The organism is Flavobacterium chilense, assembly GCF_001602525.1.
Taxonomy (GTDB): Bacteria; Bacteroidota; Bacteroidia; order Flavobacteriales; family Flavobacteriaceae; genus Flavobacterium; species Flavobacterium chilense.
The window spans coordinates 313,126-333,643 of record NZ_LSYT01000002.1 but is presented as its reverse complement, the minus strand read 5'-3'; the positions used below and the strand labels follow the sequence as shown (position 1 = coordinate 333,643).

Here is a 20,518-nt window from a genome sequence, read left to right as displayed (position 1 = left end):
CAATTCAAGATCTTAAATGTTATTTGTTCTATTGAAATTTCAAAATATTATCCAAAATCTTAAATCGCTTCAAATAACTTACCGGGTAAAGGTCTTATCACCCCTTTCAATTCCATATTTAGCAAGATTCCGGAAATTTTATAAATGGGGAAATCGCATTTTAAAGCTATTATATCAAGCAATTCTTTTCCGTTTTTTAGCAGAAAATCATACAGTTTTTGTTCATCGGGTGCCAACTCTACAAACAATTGTTTTTGAACAGGTTCAGATTTTCTTGTAACATCCCAATTCAAAATATAAATCAAATCAGCAGCACTGGTTAAAACATTTGCTTTCTGGGTTTTAATTAAATTATTACAACCCTGACTGTACTTATCAGTTACTCTTCCCGGAACAGCAAAAACATCACGATTATAATCATTAGCCAGATTTGCAGTGATTAGCGATCCGCCTTTATCTGCAGATTCTATTACAATTGTGGCTTCGGTCATACCGGCAACTATACGATTTCGACGTACAAAATTTTCTTTATCAGGTTTAGATGAACTCCAGAATTCTGTTATAAAACCGCCATTTTGTTCCATTTGGCTCATGTATTTTTTATGGGATTTTGGATAAATCTGGTTTAAACCATGTGCCAGGACTCCAATGGTTTGCAGATTAAAATCCATTGCCAGCTGATGTGCAACAATATCAACACCATAGGCAAAACCACTTACAATTACAGGATCAAGTGGCACTAAATCTTCAATTAGTTTTTTACAAAATTCTGTTCCATATGAGGTAATTTGACGGGTTCCGACAATGCTTATTATTTTCTTATTTTTTAAATTTATATTCCCGGCAGAAAAAATCAAAACGGGCGAATCAAAGCAATGTTTTAATCGTTCGGGGTAATTTTCATCCTGAAAAAAAGAAACTTTTATATCATTTGAATCGATAAATTTCAGCTCTTTTTCTGCTTTTTCAAAAACTGATTTATCTTTTAAATTATTCAGTAAAACTGTTCCAACTCCATCAACAGCAGCTATTTGATTTATTTTAGTTTTAAAAATAGTCTCTGCGTCACCAAAATGATTCAGTAGCTTTTTTGCCATTATATCCCCCACTCCATCGATTTTTAATAAGGCTAATAAATAAAATAAATCTTGATCTGACATGGCTTATAATTTTTTTAAAGGAAGATAAATTCTTAAAAAAAACAGTATTTTTAAGAAAGACAAATATAGTAATTAGAAGTAAATTCTTTCAAAATAAATTAGGCCAACAATTTATATAAGTTTCCTGTAGTAATTTCGGAAATATTATAAATACTGAATATTTCATAGATTTTATTTCTATCCTGATTGTAGTTGTAATAAAAAATAATTCGCACTAGACATTTCGAATAAACATTATGTAAAATAGAAATAAAAAACGAAACGAATTTGTATCTAAAATAGATGTTATTTCTTAATAAAAATAACTTTTTATGCATCTGTAAATTTCAAAAATTTAACAAATAAACAATTAAATTACTGAATATTAATTATCTATAAAAAAACCTGAATTGTTAATAAAAACTGTGAATAAAATTTTGATAACTATATTCATTACATAACTTTGTAAACATGAAAATCGAAAATTACATCGCACAGTTATTGTATCGTTATCAGTGTGTAACGGTTCCAGGGTTTGGAGCATTTTTAACAGAAATTCAATCGGCACAGCTGAATGAAGGCACAAATTCGTTTTTTCCACCCAAAAAAATGATCTCTTTTAATAGCCGCTTGAAAAACAATGACGGACTATTGGCAAATCATATTGCAAATGCAGAAAAAACATCTTATGGTTTTGCTGTTAGTGCTATTGCTTTTGAAGTTACAGAATGGAAAAAAACTTTGGAACAAAATGGCGTTATAAGCCTTAAAAACATAGGTGAAGTTCGTTTAAACGCTGAAAGAAATATAATTTTTACACCAAACGATCAGACCAATTACTTAACATCATCTTTTGGACTAAGTCCGTTTGTTTCTCCTTTGGTTAAAAAAGAAATGTTCGAGAGAAAAATCGAAGAAATCTCAGAAAGAGAAGCCATTTCTCTGTATGAAAATGAAGACGAAGGAAAATCAGTAAATCCGTTCTTAAGATATGCTGCAATCCTTGTTTTAGGTCTTGGAATTACGGGTAGTATTGGATATCCATTATACCAAAACCAAATCGCAAACAAAACTTTAGTCGTTGAAAGTGCTGTTCAGAAAAAAGTGCAGAATAAAATACAGGAAGCTACATTTTTCATTCAGAATCCATTGCCTGCTGTTACACTTTCTGTAGATTCAGCAAAAGTTGAAACTGTTGAAGTAAAAACGATGCCTTATCACATTATGGCAGGAGCTTTCAGAAGTGAACAAAATGCACGAAAAGCTTACAATCAATTAATTAAAGATGGTTTTAAAGCGAGAATGCTGGGCGAAAACAAGCATGGATTATTTCCGGTTTTATACGGAAGTTATGCTACGATGTCTGAAGCAGAAAAAGCACGAAAAGAAATTCAAAAAGGCGAAAATCCTGATGCGTGGATTCTAGTCGAAAACTTATAATACTCTCAAAATCCTATTCTTACGAATAGGATTTTTTTTGTTTATCGTGGAACAATTTTCGCATCCTGAACAAGTGTTTTTTTAGTTCCAAGATAAATTGTTAGCCTTGCCGGAGGCGAATTTTTTTCGCCCAAAACTATAATAGCACATTCATAAGTATATTTATCTTTTTTAAACTCATACTGATGATTTCCTCCAATTCCCTCTACTATAAGTTTACCACCATTAATAACTAAATCAGGCTTTTCACTCATTTTTTTATCAATAGACCATGAAGCAAAACGGTAATTATTATTCCCTAAATTATCAATTCTGATTTTAAATTTAGCTGTTTCCAAAATGCAAATCGGAGTCTGGAAAAAAGCAATACTTGGATCAAGTTCTTTTTTTTGAGAAGCTATAAGTTTATTTTTAAGATCAGTTTCAAATTTTGATTGGTAATTTATGGCTGTCAAGCGTCCGTCTACATCCAGCCAGATAATTCCATGATTAAGCATTACACCACGTAAACCCATATCAAACCAGTCTTTTACGGGATTCGATTTAATGATTTCATTTTTTAAACCTGTATCAAAGATTTCATCAAAACGCTTTATAAAATCTGATTTATTATTAATATCCGGTATTGGATATTCTCGTTTTAACGGATAGACAACCAGATCTCCGAGGGCTTCTTTGTTGTTGTTTTTTACGTTTTCAATTAACTTTTTCGCAAATACCTGATATTCTGATTTTGCTTCCTGAGCAGTAATAAAGCTGCTACAAAGCATCAATAATATTAAAAATACAGTGTTTTTTTTCATCTTAAAATATTTTTAATTAATTACTAATCTGTTCATTACAATCAAATATAATCATTATTTATTTATTGCATATTTCCCTGATTCTGTCTTGAAAAGAATAAAACTTATGTTGAAAATCTACAGAAAATCAGATATGAATTGCAAATAAAAAATCCTATTCTTTCGAATAGGATTTTGTTTATCGTGGAACAACTTTAGCATCCTGAGAAAGAATTTCTTTCTCATTTTGATATATTGTTAAAGTAGCCGGAGCAGCATCTTTTGGCCCCAAAACAGTGATATAACATTCGTAAAGAAAATTACCTTTTTTAAAATCAAAGTGACTGTTTCCACCGCTTCCATCAGGAATCCATTTTCCGTTTGTAAGCACTAAATCAGGCTTTTCGCTCATCGATTGTTTTATTGACCAGGAAGCATACCGATAGTTCTCGTTCCCCAAATCATCAATTCTAATTCTAAATTTAGAAGTTTCCAAAATATAGAGCGGCGCTTTAAAAACTGCAATTGATGAATGTAGTTTTTCTTTTTCTGCAGCTATTAATTTGTTTTTCAGATCTGCTTCTGCTTTCGATTGATAATTAATACCTCTTAAATGGCCGTCTTCATTAAACCAAAGCGTTCCCTGATTGAGCATAATTCCGCGCCAGCCCACTTGTGACCAATCTTTTGCGGGATTCGATTTAATAATTTCGTTTTTTAAAGCTGCATCAAAAATCTGATCGTATCTTTTTATAAATTCAGCCTTATTCTTAACAGACGGAATTGGGTACCCTCTCTTAAAAGGATACTGCACAATATTGGCTACAGCCTCTTTTTTATTGTTTTTTACATTCTCTATGAACGTTTTAATAAACTTTTGATATTCGGGTTTTAAATCCTGACCAGAAATATTACAGATCGAAAAAGTAATAAATACAATACAAATGAGCTTTTTCATATTTTCTATTTTACATAATGTTTTTATGAAATAAAACGAAACTAAATCACTAAGTTACAAAATACCCGGAAATCAATTAATACTGGCTTTAAACATTTTAAGTTCATCCCAGGTAAATTCATCCCCATGTTTTTCTTTTAAACCGTTTAATGATTCTTCCTGATAAAACTCAAAAGCTTCGCGGAGTGCCAGGATTTTATCGTAAGGCAGAATATCTGAAATCTCAACTTTCTTAGCCTGAATCAATTTAACCAAATGCATTTCAATAGTTTGTACAGTTAATTTACGGATTCTCGCAATATCCTGAATTGAGTTCTTTTCAAGCCACAAATCATGCGTTTCTTCCACAGTAGTTTTCTTAACTGTTTTTGCTTCGTTCTTATCTAATTTTCTGGCTGTATAACGAACTACAGGCTCTTCAGATTTAAAAATATCGGTATTTGCAATGTTAAGTTCCTCGCGGATCTTCTCGACCTTGTCGGATTTATAGTTTTTAATCGCTGTAGACGACAATTTTTCTTTACAGATGGTTTCACCTGCAACGACAATTTCTATGAGCAATTTGGCCTTCATTAAGCGTAAAACAGCTTTTGTTTGCAAATCATCCAAAAAAGCCAATTCTTCATAAAATTCTTTTACTTTTTTAAATTTCTGAATTTCAGCCATTTTATTCAAAAGATCCGTAACCAGCTTGTCCATTGGCTTAAAAAAATAATCGTAAGCCGCCACTACTCTTTCCTGAACAAAATACAAATCAACTGTTTCTTTACTAAATATTTTATTAAGCTGATTCACGAATTTCTGAGAGGGATCGATTAGTGTTTCGATAGTTTCTAAACGTTTATGTGCCCAAACAGCATGTTTTGATTTTTCTGAACCTGCAGCATTTTCGTTATAACTAAAACGGTGATTACGCCATTCCTGAGATAAATCAGTCCAGTTAAAACTGTTTATCAAATAGTTATGAATAAAGTTTTTAGTTTCGAAGTGCAGAGAATGTTTTAAAACTTCTTCGGTTGCTTTGTTTAAAGCATAATCCATGACATCCTGATCATTCGAAATGCCATTCATTTGTATCGGAGAAAGCAAAATAAGCCCGTTTAAGGAAGTTAAACGCGATAATGCTACGTATGCCTGTCCGGGCAGAAAAACTTGCGATACATCGAGCGCTGCTTTCTCAAAAGTTAAACCCTGACTTTTATGAACTGTAATTGCCCATGCCAATTTTATCGGATAATGTGCAAATGTTCCTAAAACTTCTTCTTCGATTTCTTTGGTAAGCTCGTTTACTTTGTATCGGATATTTTTCCATTCGTATTTTTCTACCTCAATCGTTTTGTTTTCTTCTGGAAAATGTATGAAGATTTCTTCTGGTGAAAGGGATTTTACAACTCCCATTTTTCCATTGAAATAACGCTTATCAAAAGACAAATCGTTTTTAACAAACATAACCTGAGCGCCAACTTTGAGTTTCAAATTCTCTTCTACCGGAAATATTTTTTCAGGAAAATCGCCCACGATAAAAGGTTGGTAAGAGAATTCATTGCCTGCTAAATCACTTATTGCCTGTTCGTTAATCGAATCGGCTTTGGCATTATGTGTTGTAAGTGTAATATATCCGGGATTGTTTTTTAAGTCGAAATCCGGCTGTACATATTCGTTTAAAACCTGAATATCCTGCGGTGTAATCTGGTTATTTCTAAGGTTGTTTAAAACCGAGATAAAAGTATCATCAGACTGACGGTAAATTTTTGATAATTCGATGTAAAGTGGCGGAAATTGCTGAATAACATGCGAATGAAAAAAGAATTTTCCTTTGTAATAATTTCGTAATGTTCGCCATTCTTCGTCTCTGATAACGGGTGGAAGCTGCAACAAATCGCCAATAAAAAGTACCTGAACTCCACCAAAAGGACGCGAATTTTTACGAACTGTCTGCATCATAAAGTCAATAGCATCCAGTAAATCAGCACGAAGCATACTGACTTCATCAATAATCAAAAGCTCCATATTTCTGATTACATTACGCTTAACATTGTTCATTTTGAAATGTCGGCGCAAGGTTTCTTTATTCTCAAATTTCACAGTTTCGGTAAACTGCGAAGCTTCCGCATATGACGGAATAAAGGCAGAAAAAGGCAGTTGAAACATGGAGTGTATGGTAACACCACCGGCATTTAGTGCCGCTATTCCTGTGGGAGCCACAACAACTGTGTTTTTGTGGGTTGTAGCAATGATTTCGCGTAAAAGCGTAGTTTTCCCTGTCCCTGCTTTACCGGTCAGGAAAATAGACTTTTGCGTTTGATTGATGAATTGTAAAGTGTAAGCAGCTGCTTCTGAAACGTTTTGCATTTGGCGTATATTGAAAAACTAAAAGTATGGCATTTTTATAAAAGAAAAAACCTAAATCTTTACAGACTTAGGTTTTTTAATTTAGTTAGTTAGTTTGGTATTATTTTTTTGCTTCTTCTTTAGCAGCTGGTTTATCATCTGTTTTTGGTGTAGCTTTATACTTGTCGTTCAAAGCTTTAATGACATCTTTTGTAATATCATATTTTTCTTCAGCGTACAAAATTGAAGCTGCATCACCAGTACCATAGATATAAGAATAACCGTTTTTCTTACCGTAATCTTTGATGAATTTTTTAACTCCGCTTACCAGAGAATCCATTTCAACACCACTTTCCTGTTGCAATTGTTGAGATAAAGCTTGTTGTGCATAACCCAATTGTTGCTCTCTTTTTTGTAACTCAGCTCCTTTTTGTTGAGCCCATGCCTGCCCATTTGCCTGTGCCTGACTTTGAAAATTAGCAGCGTCTTGTTTAAAACGTGTAATCTCAGCTTGTAGTTGTCTTCCTTTTTCTTCTGCCTGAGCTTTGTATTTTGCCTCAAGGTCTTTTGCTTCAGTGTATTCTTTCATTAAAACTGAAGTATCTACGTAAGCTGTTTTTACTTCCTTTACTTCTCCAGTTTTATTACATGAAACGGCGAAAATTGAAAGTGCGATAATTACTAATGCTTTTTTCATTTTTTGAATTTCTATTTTTTTAATGTATTGAAGACAAAAATATAAAAAAATAAATAGCATCAACATAAAGTTTAAAAAATGCTAGAATTTTATCATATTGTTTTTATTTATCGAAAGAAAATTGTCAATAATTTAACGCTATTAAAAGTGACTTTCATAGCTTTCATTAGAGCGATCTTCTCAAAAAAGACATAATTTCCCCTCACCAGACCTAAAAAGATATCAGAAACGTGCTTAAATTGCGTTTTACTTGTTTTTTAAGACATAAATGTGCGATGAATACTCTTTTGTACTGCTTGCTTTTAAATTTGATTTTAAGCCAACCAAAAATGCACTGATATAATTCATTTTTCCGGTTTTATATTTTTCAGATAATAAACTCACATAAAATGAATCAAATTTCATTGGAAGTACTTTTTCTAATTTGATATCTACTTTTTCAAAAAGAGACTGAATGGCTTTTTTTGAAAAATGCCAAAAGTGAATTGGCACATCATAAGCTGCCCAAAAAGTTTTGTAATGTTGCGCGTCGTAGGATTTAAAATTTGGAACCGCAACAATTAAAGTTCCAGTTGGTTTTAGTAAACGCTTTAATTCCTGAATTTGAAATTCTAAATTTGGAACGTGTTCCAAAACATGCCACATCGTAATTACGTCAAAGGAATTATCCTGAAGATTTCCAATTTCAGATACAAATGAAATTCCTTTTTGGATTGCAATATTTTTTGCTCTTTCGCTTGGTTCTACTCCAACAGTTTCCCAGCCATCATTTTTTGCTGTCAATAAAAAATCTCCGGTTCCGGCACCAATATCTAAAATTCTTCCTTTTTGAGATTGCTCAGCATTGATTAAATTTAGTTTATTTTTTAAAGCTATATTTTTCACAAAGTGATACGCTTTTTCAAATAATGAACGTTTGTTATCTGTATGAGAAATATAATCTTCACTTTCATAATATTTTCCCAGATTTTCTAAATCCGGTTGTGGTGAGGTAATCAACATATCTAAAGTTTCATCATAATATAAATCAAAAGTTTCTTTAGATACAGAATGGTCTTTTACAGTAAGAAAATGTTTTTTGTTTAAAACGTCCATTTTTAATTATAGGGATTTGGGTTTAATTTCATAGTAAACCCTAAAAACGAAATTTTCCATTTTTAGGGTCCATTGTGCTTATATATTTATTTTTTCTTTAACGTGTCCAATTTATTTTTACTGCAGATATTTTTTCGTTTTCGATTCTTGTTTTTTCGCAAACGGTAAAACCGTTTTTGAGATAAAACAATAATGGCGATTTATACTGCTCTTTATTTTGTTTTACATCATTTTCATGGTCAACAACCCAGCCATTCAAAATATCATTATTCTTTTTTAATTCTTCAATTAACAACGAACCTTTTCCTGTTCCGTGAATTTGATTGTCAATTATGATTGCAAACCAGTTTTCATCTTCTCTCAAAAAATCAAATGCCCAGCCTTTAATTTTATTTTCATCTATTAGTAAATGATGTTTTGCATTTATCAAACCATTTAAATACAAATCAAAATCATGAATTGTTTCATAATTTAATTTTCCCGGATATTCAGTATTCCAAAGTTGCATTAAGGATTCTTTTTCATCTATTGACAAAACTTCTTTCTGAATAATCTTCATATCGCAAAAAAATAAAATTAAAACAATTTACGAAAATAAATTTCTCATCATATAGTTTCACGTGGAACAATTCTCTGTTGTTTTTTAATTTTTATTTATTTCTGCTTTTAGGTTTCACGTGGAACCAAAAAGCAAATAAAAACAAAATTTCAGATTTCAACAACAACCTGAAATCTGAAATTTAAAACTTTTTTATCTTCCCATATAAATCAATAATACCGAAATATCACTTGGAGAAACTCCACTTATTCTTGAAGCTTGAGAAATCGTAACCGGACGAATTTTACTCAACTTTTGTTTTGCTTCAATCGACATAGATTTGATTTTATTATAATCGAAATTTTCCGGGATTTTCACTTCTTCCAAACGAGTAAGTTTATCTGCATTATTTCTTTCCTTTTCTATATATCCGGAATACTTCACCTGGATTTCGGCTTGCTCTAAAATTTCCTGATCCAGATTATGTTCTTCAACATATGCTTTAACTTTTTCAAATTTCAACATATCTTCTAAATCAATTTGAGGGCGTGAAAAAACTTTAAACATTTTATCACCTTGAGTAATCGGAGCAGTTTCTTTTGCTTCCAAAATTGGATTTGTTTCCGCAACCGAAACACTCGTCTCTCTGAAGAAAGCAACCATCTTTTCAGATTCGTTTAATTTCTTCTCCATTCGGCGTAAACGTTTTTCAGAAGCCAAACCAATTTCATGAGACATTGGCGTTAATCTAAAGTCGGCATTATCTTGACGCAACAATGTTCTATATTCTGCTCTTGACGTAAACATACGATAAGGTTCTTCCGTTCCTTTCGTAATCAAGTCATCAATCAGAACTCCAATATAAGCTTCATCACGTTTTAAAATCAACGGCGCTTTTTCATGCACTTTTAAATGCGCATTTATTCCAGCCATCAATCCTTGCGAAGCTGCTTCTTCATATCCTGTTGTTCCGTTTATTTGTCCGGCAAAATATAAACCTTCAACTAACTTCGTTTCCAAAGTATGTTTCAATTGCGTTGGTGGGAAATAGTCATATTCGATTGCATAACCTGGACGGAAGAATTTCACTTTCTCAAAACCGGCAACAGAACTCAAAGCTTTAAACTGAATATCCTCCGGAAGCGAAGTTGAAAATCCGTTTACATAAACTTCACATGTATTCCAACCTTCCGGCTCAACAAATAACTGATGACGTTCTTTATCTGCAAAACGATTAATCTTATCTTCTATCGAAGGACAATATCTTGGACCGAGACTTTTGATTCTTCCATTAAACATTGGCGAACGATCAAAACCTTCTCTCAAAATATCATGAACATCCAATGACGTGTATGTCATGTGACAAGATCTTTGATGCGTTAACGGAACGGTTAAATCCGAATAAGAAAACTTATCCGGTTTCGCATCTCCTTTTTCTTCGTTCATTTTAGAATAATCTAAAGAACGTCCATCAACTCGTGGCGGCGTTCCTGTTTTCATTCTTCCTGATTCAAATCCGGCTTTCACCAAATCTTCGGTAATTCCTGTTGCAGCACTTTCGCCTGCTCTTCCTCCTCCGAATTGTTTTTCTCCGATATGAATCAAACCATTCAAAAAAGTTCCGTTTGTCAACACTACAGATTTAGATCGAATCTCCACTCCTAACGAAGTTCTGATTCCTTTTATCTTTCCGTTCTCGATAATCAAACCTTTCACCATCTCTTGGTAGAAATCCAAATTTGGAGTTCCCTCCAACATCATTCTCCATTCTTCAGCAAAACGCATTCGATCACTTTGAACTCTTGGCGACCACATTGCAGGTCCTTTTGATTTGTTCAACATCTTAAATTGAATTGCCGTGCGGTCGGAAACAATTCCCGAATATCCACCAAGCGCATCAATCTCACGCACAATCTGTCCTTTTGCAATTCCTCCCATCGCTGGGTTGCAAGACATCTGTGCAATGTTCTGCAGACTCATGGTAACCAATAAAGTTTTTGATCCTAAATTTGCGGCCGCTGCCGCGGCTTCAGATCCAGCATGACCTGCACCAACTACAATAACATCGTATTCTTCTAAAAACATTTTGTTTTATTATTCTCTGCAAACCGTTTAAGGCGATTCTCAGAATTACTTTTTAATTCTTTTTTTGTTCCACGTGGAACGGCGCTAACGCGCAAAATTCAAATTTTCAAATTCAAGAACACAATCCACAAAACCCAGATTCCTTCTTAAACGACATAAATCTGTTCCACGTGGAACAGACTAAACAAACACATTCTCCAATCTTTCGATTAAAATTTTCGAAACAGAACTCCTGTTCCACGTGAAACATTCTTGATTCTTTCGAAAGAAAACTCAACTTGCCAATTCAAAACTCAGAATAAAAATTCAAAATGTGGTAATTCCAAAACCTCAATTTCAATCGTCAAAATTCTAAAAACTGTTCCACGTGAAACATCATTTTTACAATTTCGATTTTTCAAAATCTAAAATTTCAACCTTTCTTATACATCTTGTTCCACGTTGAACGATTTAAAAATGAATTTTCGAACGATAAAAATCAAAATTAAAACCAAATATTCATGTTCCACGTGAAACACTTTATACTAAATCTTAAAAAAAACAATATTAAATCCTTATCAGTTTTTCTAAAACTCCACTTGGAAAGTTCCACGTAAAACATTTTAATTTCAAAATCTCAAATATGTTTCACGTGGAACGCTTGTAAAAATCTATCAATTTAGATAAACATGTTTCACGTGGAACAAAGAATTCTAAACATTTAAAAGTGGTTTAATTACTGTTCCACGTGAAACATTGCAATTTTTTCATCTTCTTTTGAACGCATAAGTTCGGCTTCAGAATCACTCTTGTCTTTATATCCACAATAATGAAGTATACCGTGAGCCAAAACTCTTTTTAATTCTTCTATAAAAGAAACATTAAAATCCTTAGCATTGTCCTCTACTCTTTCAACAGAGACAAATATATCTCCGTTTAATTCATTCCCAACTGTATAATCAAAACTGATAATATCTGTTAGTGTATCATGATTTAGATATTCTACATTTATCTTATGAAGATATTCATCATCACAAAAAATATAATTTATCTCTCCTTCGTTTTTATTTTCAGAAACGATTACAACACTTAACCAATCAGCAAAGGCTTGTTCGTTGTCTAAAGAAAATTCGGTTTCGTAATTAAAATTGATCATTTTGTATTAAAATATTCTTGAACCTTTTGATTAAAATTCGAGCGCAAAGGTAGTGATTGTCTGTTTAATATCTCTACACTGTTTAAATAATCCAAAAGCGAACTTGGCAAAGCATTCGTTCTATTAGAAAATTCGGCCTTATTAGTTTCAGACTGACGCTTTGTATCTTGACCTTGTTGCTGAACAGCGTTATTTAATTTTAATAATTCTTGTTGAATATTAAGTATTCTTTGTAAGTTCTCATTCTTAAAACCTTTATTCAAAAGTTGTTTTTCTGAAGCTTTCATTTGATCAATTACAGATTTTCCCTGAGAATCTAAACCTTGTTTTGCTAACTCTTTTTGTAATGCTTCACGAAGTTTTACTTGCTCTTTATAAATTTCCATAATGGCTTCAGCATCTCCTTCTCCATCATTACCGTCTTTTCCGTCTTTATCTTTTCCTCCATTTTTATTTCCCTGTCCATCTTTACCATCTCCATTTTTACCTTGTCCGTCTTTTCCCTGACCTTGTTTAGCAGAACCCGATTTATCTTGTTGACCATCTCCGGGTTTATCACCAGGTTTATCTCCCGGCTTCATTCCTGCTTTCATTTTATCAGCCAGGCCTTTTTGTTTTTGAATAATATCTGGTAATTGCATTCCTTGTCCATCTCCTGGTTTTGGTTTTCCTGAACCTGGTTTAGACATAGACATTTGCATATTGTTTAATAAATCACTTAAAAAATCAGCCAGTTTATTAGCAGATGAAACTGCATATTGCTGATGCGAAACTCCTTTTGGAACCTGAACGTCACTTAAACTTTCAATAGCTTTATCAATATTGTATTGTACATTACCTATTTCCTTAGTTACATCTTCGGCTACTTTTGGGTTACGAAGAGACAATGCAAACAAACTATCATCAACATATCTAAACTGTTGTTTTAAATTTTGCTGAACTTTAATATTCTTAGTATAGGCTGACGAACCTAATTTCATAGATTTAAATTGTTTCATCACATCTTCCTGAGATAATGAATAAGCCAAAAGATTATCTAAGATTTGACGAAGCATTGCAACATCTTCTTCAAGTTGTTCCTGCTCTCCGCCTTCCATACTTGAATCCATTTGTTCTGCCATGCTTTTCATTTTCTTAGCTGCACTTTTTTGCTTTGGCTTAGCCGAAGATGAATTCTTTTTACTTAATTCTTCAGAAGCTTTTTGCAAATCATTCTTCAAATCTTTCTCTTTTGAAGCATCATTAGGAATATCTAAAGGAGATTTTAATGTCTTGTTTTCTTCTTTCAAGTCCTTTAAGTCATCTTGAATTTTATCAAAATCTTTATTAATATTCTCTTGTTTGTCCTGAGTGTTTTCTTTTTCTTTATTGGAAAGTTCCTCTTGCTTGTCTGCAAGTTTCTTTAATTTGTCTGCTACTTGTTCTGCTTTTTTAGAAACATAAAAACGTTTCGTTAATTCAACCAATTGCTCTAAGTTTCGAGATTGGTTCTTACTGATTTGTTTGAACTTTTCCATTTTATCAAACAGCTCTTCACTGTTTAATTTATCGTTTAAGTTCTTCAATTCATCCATTAATTTTTGATTCTTTTCTAAATCTTTCTCAGCATTATCCAAACGCTTTTGCAAATCATCAGCAGTTTTATCTTTCTTTTCAGATTGAAATTTATCAAGATTCTTGTTCATTTTCTCTGCAAATTGTTTCATCAATTCGTCTTGTTGTTTCTGACGTTTGATAAAATCATTTACTTTTTGCTGGTCTTTAAACTCTAAATTATCTTTCTCTTTTCCTGCTTTCTGAATCTTATCCATTTCAGAAAATTGCTTGGTTTGATTCTTTAAAGACTTTTCTAAACTATTGATGTTCTCATTTTGTTGTTGTAATTCCATGTCGTGAATTTCATCTGTAGTAGAAACACGATCAGAAAAAACAGAAGATTTTGTACTCTTAAAACCATGTGGTGCATCATTATCAAAAACCTCAAAATAGTATTCGTAAGATACTCCTTCCTGCACAGCAAGATTACTTGGAAAGTTAAAAACAAACTGATCAAATACTCCTGACTTCACCGGAATCGTTCCACGCTTTGCAGTGTTTGGTTTGTTGCGTTCGTAATAAACAACTTGTAATTTAGACAAACCATAGTCATCTCGTAACCTTCCTAAAACATAATTCTTATCCAACTTCAAACTATCCGGAGCAGGTGAAACTGTAATAGTTGGATGCTGATCTTTGATAACAGAGAGCTGATAATCCAGTATTTCGTAGTTTTTGACCTTATTATTTGAAGTAAGGATTTGATATTCTGTATTTTGACTGATATTTTTAGCCAATTTAAACTCGTTTTCCGCTTTATTGAACTTAAAAACTGAGTTTTCATCCTTCCAAACAATCTCCTGAGTCGATTGCGTATTCATTTTCCAGGTCACCAAAGTACCTTCTGGTACAATAGCATTTCCGGTTCCCTGAATAGTTTCAGATTTCTTTTTAAGATAAGACGGAAAATTTAATATCATTTCGAAGTTGGCAATTGAAGGAACTGTGATTACTTTTAACTCGTATTCTTCAGATGAAACAGAATTTCCTTCGAATGAAAATTGAACATTTTCTACCGGCTTTTCAATCTTGAATTCAAATTTTCCAGGTTGAGATGATTCCATAAAATAACTTTCATTACCAATATGAATCATCACATTTTCCGGAACAACATTCCCAACAGATTCCATTTTGATCACGAAATCTTTATTTTGTTCTGTTTGCAAATTCTGATTTAGAACTACAAATTTAAAAGGTGCTGGTGGTAAAAATGTCGCATTAAAGTGTACTACTCTGTTTAAACTTTGAGAAATGACATTGCTATTTCCAGAAATATAAAACACTGCAAAAAGTAAAATTGGAATAATTGCTAATGGCAAATACTTTTTATTTGTTTTAAAATTGATTGCATTTCCAAACGGAATTGGCTGCAAAGAATTTGCTTTTTGTTCTATCGAAGCCAACATCAACTCTGAACTTTCTGCTGAATTTTCAGAAGATGACAACTGCAAAAAGTTAGTTAACTTATCACTTACTTCCGTAAAATGATTTCCAATTATAGTTGAAGCCTGGTTATAATCGATTCCTTTTTGAAGTTTGAACAACTTAAAAATAGGAAACAAAATAAAACGAAACAGCAGAAAAACTTCTACTCCTATAAAAATCCAGAATAATAATGTTCTTCCTAATGGTCTTAACCAAAGAAAATATTCGATAAAAAGCGTAAACAGAAAGTACAATAATCCAAAACCTATAAAAAGAAGTGATCCTTTTATTAATTCGTTAGTATAATATTTCTTTATAAATGCTTCTAATTTTTGATATATAGCAGATGTTGTTTTCAATGTGAATCTGTTTTATTTATAACCCATAAAAGTAGTAATTATAACGATAAGTCTGAAAGTCAAAAGTCGAAAGTCAAAAGTTTAGCACACAGCTAAAAACCTTTCAGACTTTCGACTTTAGGCTTTTGACTAATATCGTATCTTTGCATCAAAATTTAAACAAATGTCAAAGCAAGTTCGTGTGCGTTTTGCACCAAGTCCAACCGGACCATTACATATTGGCGGAGTTCGTACTGCCCTATTTAATTATTTATTTGCCAAAAAAAACAATGGTGTTTTTTACTTAAGAATTGAAGACACAGATCAGACTCGTTTTGTTCCGGGTGCCGAAGCTTATATTATGGAAGCGCTGGAATGGTTAGGTATTTCGCCAGAAGAAACTGTTGGAAAAAATGAAAAATTTGGTCCATACAGACAAAGTGATCGTAAGGAATTATATCAAACTTATGCTGATCAACTAATCAATTCTGGGTGGGCATATTATGCTTTTGATACTCCGGAAGCTCTTGATACTTTGAGAAAAGAACAAGAAGCTGAAGGAAAAACATTTATTTATAATCATACCAATCGTGAAAAACTAGATACATCTTTAGTAATTTCTGCTGATGAAGTTGCTAAAAGAATTGCAAATGGAGAACATTATGTAATCCGTTTTAAAACTCCTGTTGATGAAACTTTACATTTAAAAGATATCATTCGTGGTGATGTAAAATTTGAAACAAGTTTACTTGATGATAAAGTATTGTTTAAAAGTGACGGAATGCCAACTTATCATTTAGCCAATATTGTTGATGATCATTTGATGGAAACTTCACACGTAATTCGTGGTGAAGAATGGTTACCATCTATGCCTCTTCACGTTTTATTATACAGAGCTTTTGGTTGGGATGCTCCTGAATTTGCACATTTACCTTTGATTTTGAAACCAATTGGAAACGGAAAATTATCTAAAAGAGATGGTGATAAATTAGGATTTCCTGTATTTCCATTAGAATGGAAAACTAAAGAAAGCATTTCTTCCGGTTACAGAGAGAAAGGATTTTTCCCGGAAGCGGTTGTAAATTTCCTTGCGCTATTAGGCTGGAATGACGGAACAGACAAAGAATTATTTTCTTTAGAAGAATTAGTAGAAGCTTTTGACCTGAACAGAGTTCATAAATCAGGAGCTAAATTTGATCCGGAGAAAAACAAATGGTTCAATCACCAATATCTTATCAAGCAAAATAATGAAGATTTAGCGAAAAGTTTCTCTCCAATTTTAGAAGAAAAAGGCTTCTCTCCTTCTCTTGAATTGACAACAAAAATCGTTTCATTGATTAAAGAAAGAGCACATTTTGTTTCTGAATTTTGGGATTTGACTGATTTCTTTTTCCAGGCACCAACATCTTATGATGAAAAAGCAAGCAAAAACTGGAAGGAAGAAACTCCAACTTTGATGCAGGAATTGATTTCTGTTTTAGAAAATATAGAAAATTTTACATCTGCAAATATTGAAACTATTGTAAAAGACTGGTTGACTAAAAATGAAATTGGAATGGGTAAAGTTATGCAGCCTTTCCGTTTAAGTTTGGTTGGAGCATTAAAAGGTCCTCACCTATTTGACATTGTTGAGATCATTGGAAAAGAAGAAACTATTTCGAGAATTCAGAAAGCAATTGCTACTTTATAATTTTTTTACCTTTAAGATATTAAGTTCATAAAGCAAAACTTAATTTTCTTAATCTTTTAGTGGTAAAAGAATAAATTTTAAATTAAACGCTAAGTATATGATAAAATAAACTTAGCGTTTTTTTTATACTTTTAAAAATTGAAATTGGAAGAATATTCGTAATTTACGAGATCATAAAAACTAAATCAATATTACCATGAACACAGCATTTATTATCATTTTAGTTCTTGCATTCTTTATTTTAATGTCTTCCTTTTTTACGGTGAAACAACAATCATCTGTAATTATAGAAAGGTTTGGTAAATTTTTGAGTGTCAGAAATTCAGGTTTACAATTGAAAATTCCGTTGGTTGATCGATTGGCCGGACGCGTAAATCTTAAAATTCAACAGCTGGATGTTATCATTGAAACTAAAACCAAAGACAACGTTTTCATCAAAATGAAAGTTTCGGTTCAGTTTAAAGTGATCCAGGAAAAAGTATATGATGCTTTTTATAAACTGGAATATCCTCACGATCAGATTACTGCTTATGTATTTGATGTTGTTCGTGCTGAAGTTCCTAAGCTAAAACTGGATGATGTTTTTGAAAGAAAAGATGATATCGCAATTGCTGTAAAAAGAGAATTGAACGAAGCTATGACTACTTACGGATATGATATTATCAATACTTTGGTAACTGATATTGATCCGGACATTCAGGTAAAAAATGCCATGAACAGAATTAATGCTGCTGACAGAGAAAAAACAGCTGCTGAATTTGAAGCTGAAAGTTCAAGAATTAGAATTGTTGCAAAAGCAAAAGCTGAAGCAGAAAGTAAACGTTTACAAGGACAAGGTATTGCAGATCAACGTCGTGAGATTGCAAGAGGTTTAGTAGAAAGTGTTGAAGTTTTGAACAATGTTGGAATTAATTCTCAGGAAGCTTCTGCCCTAATTGTGGTAACTCAACATTATGATACTTTACAAGCTATTGGTGCTGATGCAAATTCAAATCTAATATTGCTACCAAACTCTCCACAAGCCGGAAGTGATATGCTAAATAATATGGTTGCTTCATTTACTGCATCTAATCAGGTTGGCGAAATGATGAAGAAAAACAATAAGAAAATTGTGAAACCAAAACCTATTGAACCTCAATCTGGTTATGAAGATGACATTCAACCGGAAATAAAATAATTACAGAAAAACAAAAAAGAGGCTTATTTGCCTCTTTTTTTATTGATAAACCAATTGATAATATAGGGTAAAATCGATTGTAAAATTTGTGGATATGAGTTCAATACATATTCTTTATAAGAAGAAAAAACGCCACCAACAATATATTGTGGAGTAATAATCTCTTTTGTTCGTTGAACATTTAAAACTAATTTTTGATAATTAATCTCTTTCTCCAGTTTTAAAATTTCTAAATCTCTTTCGATTTCTGCGTATGATGAGTATTTTTTTGTCTCCATAATTAGTCGTTAAAAAAGATTTCTGAGAATTTTTCTAATATAGGACCTTCAACAAACTTGTCTTTTATAAAGAAAAGTAAAATGGTAAATACTAAATAGATCCCTCCTACTGCCAAAAATCCAAGTGCATTACTTTCAAACAAAGATCCAAAAGCATAAGCAGCGGCAAAAGATCCAAAAATCATTACCATACTAAAACACAACAAAATCAAAGTAAACTTAAAAATTAAAGTTGTTGATTTCATTGCAACCTTAAATCCCCAAAGTTTATAATATGCCAGATGACTGTCCAGATAAACTTTAGCCTGATCCTGAATATTTTCAGTATTTTCTTTTAATTCTTCAAAAGCCATAATGGTTATTAAAATTAAAAAAGCACAAAACTTATGAATTTATAATTGAACTAAGATTATACTATAATCAAAGTAATCATCAAAATCACATTAAGCTTTGTGCTTTATGTATTATTATTTCTGAAGTTTAGCGTTTTGCGCTTTTAAGTCAGCTAGTTTAGATTCTAAAAAAGTAATTACTTCTTCTGTTTTATAACTCATATTAGAAAGTAATTCATCATAAGTTCCATCAAGATTTTTCTTTGCGTGAGTAAATTTTTCACGTAAAACTTCAGAACTTGCTGATAATGAATCTTTCAGATTATGTGCAGCATCATCTATACCTTCTTTTAATTTTGCACGTGTTTTAGATCCTTTGTCCGGAGCAAATAAAATCCCAATAGCTGCTCCTGCTGCAGCTCCCGCCAGGATTGCTGCAATAGTATTTAAATTTTTTGACATAATATTAAAATTTAATTGATTAATAAAGGTAGTCTTTTTTTGAATTATAAATTATTGATTAATCGTAATTTAATTTAAATTAACAATAAATTTAATACGCATAAGCAACTGCCTCATACTTACCATCACCTTTTTCTATGATGCTCACAAACGGATATCCATTTGAAGCTGATTGTGTTTTGATTCTCATAGCTGTTTGATTTTGATTTGCAATTGGCGGTTCACCTTTTGTTTTTGTCGAAACTCCTGAAAAATTAGCTACTTGTTTTAAACCTATTGTCTTGTCCTGAGATAAAACTGTAACGAATTTATAATCTGATTTTGAATCTACTATTACTTTATCAGAAATTTTCTGAGTTTGATTAGTTTGTTTATTGGTTAATTGTGAAACAGCATATTTACTGATTTTATGTTCTTCAGAACTTCCGTTAAAAGAATAATAAACCAGATCATTTTCTAATTTTATAAAATTAACATCCAGTTGTTCCCCATTGTGTTTTGTAATTTGGTGCGTTTGAGAAATTGCTACATTAGCAAATAAAATCGATAGCGTAAAAAATAAGATTTTCATAAGATTAAAATTTAAAGATTGAAATTGTTTAATGCCAAAACAAAAGACAAAATTTCTAATAACCCATAAAACTAATTTTATGAAATTTATAAATTATGAAATACTTTAAAAAAAATACTTTTACGCTACAGTATTATCAAAATGCAATCACAATTCAAATTGACCATAATATCAATTTTTAGAATTCAGATTTAGAATTCTATCTAAAATCAAAAATTACACATTTTTTAAATTTTAGAAAAACTCAGATTCTATTCTTAAGTGTATTTCGAAATTTGACACTTTAGATTTGACCTTTTTATAAAAATACCAACTTTATAAACAATTGTATGTTAACAACCCGTTAAACTAAGAAAAACAAGGTCAAAAATTAAAATAAAGATCAAAAATCAACAATAATTCAAAAGATGATTAATGACATAGAAGAAGTAAAAAAATGTCTTAAAATC

General features: G+C 31.8%; 17 protein-coding genes. 3 read left to right on the top strand and 14 right to left on the bottom strand.

The window, feature by feature from the left end:
* Positions 1-59: 59 nt before the first annotated feature.
* Entirely contained in the window at positions 60-1,160 is a 1,101-nt protein-coding gene (gene dprA, locus A4F88_RS06560) for a DNA-processing protein DprA (RefSeq protein WP_068841784.1), read from the bottom strand.
* Between the two features lie 450 nt (positions 1,161-1,610).
* On the opposite strand from dprA, the gene A4F88_RS06555 reads away from it, so the two are divergent.
* Positions 1,611-2,579 (top strand): HU domain-containing protein, encoded by a 969-nt coding sequence (locus A4F88_RS06555; protein WP_068841783.1) that lies wholly within the window; start codon positions 1,611-1,613, stop codon positions 2,577-2,579.
* Between the two features lie 41 nt (positions 2,580-2,620).
* On the opposite strand, the gene A4F88_RS06550 is transcribed toward A4F88_RS06555, so the two are convergent.
* The 9 genes from A4F88_RS06550 to A4F88_RS06510 all read right to left on the bottom strand — a co-directional run bounded on the left by A4F88_RS06550 (position 2,621) and on the right by A4F88_RS06510 (position 15,580).
* Entirely contained in the window at positions 2,621-3,382 is a 762-nt protein-coding gene (locus tag A4F88_RS06550) for a hypothetical protein (protein ID WP_068841782.1), read from the bottom strand.
* Positions 3,383-3,560: 178 nt separating this feature from the next.
* Positions 3,561-4,319: a hypothetical protein gene (locus A4F88_RS06545; protein ID WP_068841781.1), complete on the bottom strand. Its 759-nt coding sequence runs from the start codon at positions 4,317-4,319 to the stop codon at positions 3,561-3,563.
* A 72-nt stretch (positions 4,320-4,391) separates the two neighbouring features.
* Positions 4,392-6,671 carry a helix-turn-helix domain-containing protein gene (locus A4F88_RS06540; RefSeq protein WP_068841780.1) on the bottom strand — a complete coding sequence of 760 codons (2,280 nt, stop codon included), beginning with the start codon at positions 6,669-6,671 and terminating at the stop codon, positions 4,392-4,394.
* A 100-nt stretch (positions 6,672-6,771) separates the two neighbouring features.
* Complete coding sequence (locus A4F88_RS06535) at positions 6,772-7,347, bottom strand: OmpH/Skp family outer membrane protein (RefSeq protein ID WP_068842310.1); 576 nt, start codon at positions 7,345-7,347, stop codon at positions 6,772-6,774.
* A gap of 246 nt (positions 7,348-7,593) precedes the next feature.
* A complete protein-coding gene (locus tag A4F88_RS06530; protein ID WP_068841778.1) occupies positions 7,594-8,442 on the bottom strand; it encodes a class I SAM-dependent methyltransferase in 849 nt (282 codons plus the stop codon).
* 97 nt (positions 8,443-8,539) lie between these two features.
* Positions 8,540-9,001 carry a hypothetical protein gene (locus A4F88_RS06525; RefSeq protein ID WP_068841776.1) on the bottom strand — a complete coding sequence of 154 codons (462 nt, stop codon included), beginning with the start codon at positions 8,999-9,001 and terminating at the stop codon, positions 8,540-8,542.
* Positions 9,002-9,193: 192 nt separating this feature from the next.
* Positions 9,194-11,065: a tRNA uridine-5-carboxymethylaminomethyl(34) synthesis enzyme MnmG gene (gene mnmG / locus A4F88_RS06520; RefSeq protein WP_068841775.1), complete on the bottom strand. Its 1,872-nt coding sequence runs from the start codon at positions 11,063-11,065 to the stop codon at positions 9,194-9,196.
* Positions 11,066-11,780: 715 nt separating this feature from the next.
* The gene (gene ybeY / locus A4F88_RS06515) at positions 11,781-12,200 is read right to left on the bottom strand and encodes an rRNA maturation RNase YbeY (RefSeq protein WP_068841774.1); all 420 of its coding nucleotides are present in this window, start codon (positions 12,198-12,200) and stop codon (positions 11,781-11,783) included.
* Entirely contained in the window at positions 12,197-15,580 is a 3,384-nt protein-coding gene (locus A4F88_RS06510; protein WP_068841773.1) for a DUF4175 family protein, read from the bottom strand. The genes ybeY and A4F88_RS06510 overlap by 4 nt, the downstream gene beginning before the upstream one ends.
* 163 nt (positions 15,581-15,743) lie before the next feature.
* Between A4F88_RS06510 and gltX the strand changes: the two genes are divergently transcribed.
* Entirely contained in the window at positions 15,744-17,249 is a 1,506-nt protein-coding gene (gene gltX / locus A4F88_RS06505; protein WP_068841772.1) for a glutamate--tRNA ligase, read from the top strand.
* A gap of 196 nt (positions 17,250-17,445) precedes the next feature.
* Complete coding sequence (locus tag A4F88_RS06500) at positions 17,446-18,426, top strand: SPFH domain-containing protein (RefSeq protein WP_068841771.1); 981 nt, start codon at positions 17,446-17,448, stop codon at positions 18,424-18,426.
* Positions 18,427-18,449: 23 nt separating this feature from the next.
* On the opposite strand, the gene A4F88_RS06495 is transcribed toward A4F88_RS06500, so the two are convergent.
* From A4F88_RS06495 to A4F88_RS06480, 4 genes are all read right to left on the bottom strand, one after another.
* Positions 18,450-18,704: a DUF6327 family protein gene (locus A4F88_RS06495; protein ID WP_068841770.1), complete on the bottom strand. Its 255-nt coding sequence runs from the start codon at positions 18,702-18,704 to the stop codon at positions 18,450-18,452.
* Positions 18,705-18,706: 2 nt separating this feature from the next.
* Positions 18,707-19,057: a competence protein gene (locus A4F88_RS06490; protein ID WP_068841768.1), complete on the bottom strand. Its 351-nt coding sequence runs from the start codon at positions 19,055-19,057 to the stop codon at positions 18,707-18,709.
* A gap of 114 nt (positions 19,058-19,171) precedes the next feature.
* The gene (locus A4F88_RS06485; protein ID WP_068841766.1) at positions 19,172-19,498 is read right to left on the bottom strand and encodes a YtxH domain-containing protein; all 327 of its coding nucleotides are present in this window, start codon (positions 19,496-19,498) and stop codon (positions 19,172-19,174) included.
* 91 nt (positions 19,499-19,589) lie between these two features.
* On the bottom strand, positions 19,590-20,069 hold the full coding sequence (locus A4F88_RS06480) for a hypothetical protein (protein ID WP_068841764.1): 480 nt from the start codon (positions 20,067-20,069) through the stop codon (positions 19,590-19,592).
* Positions 20,070-20,518 lie beyond the last annotated feature (449 nt).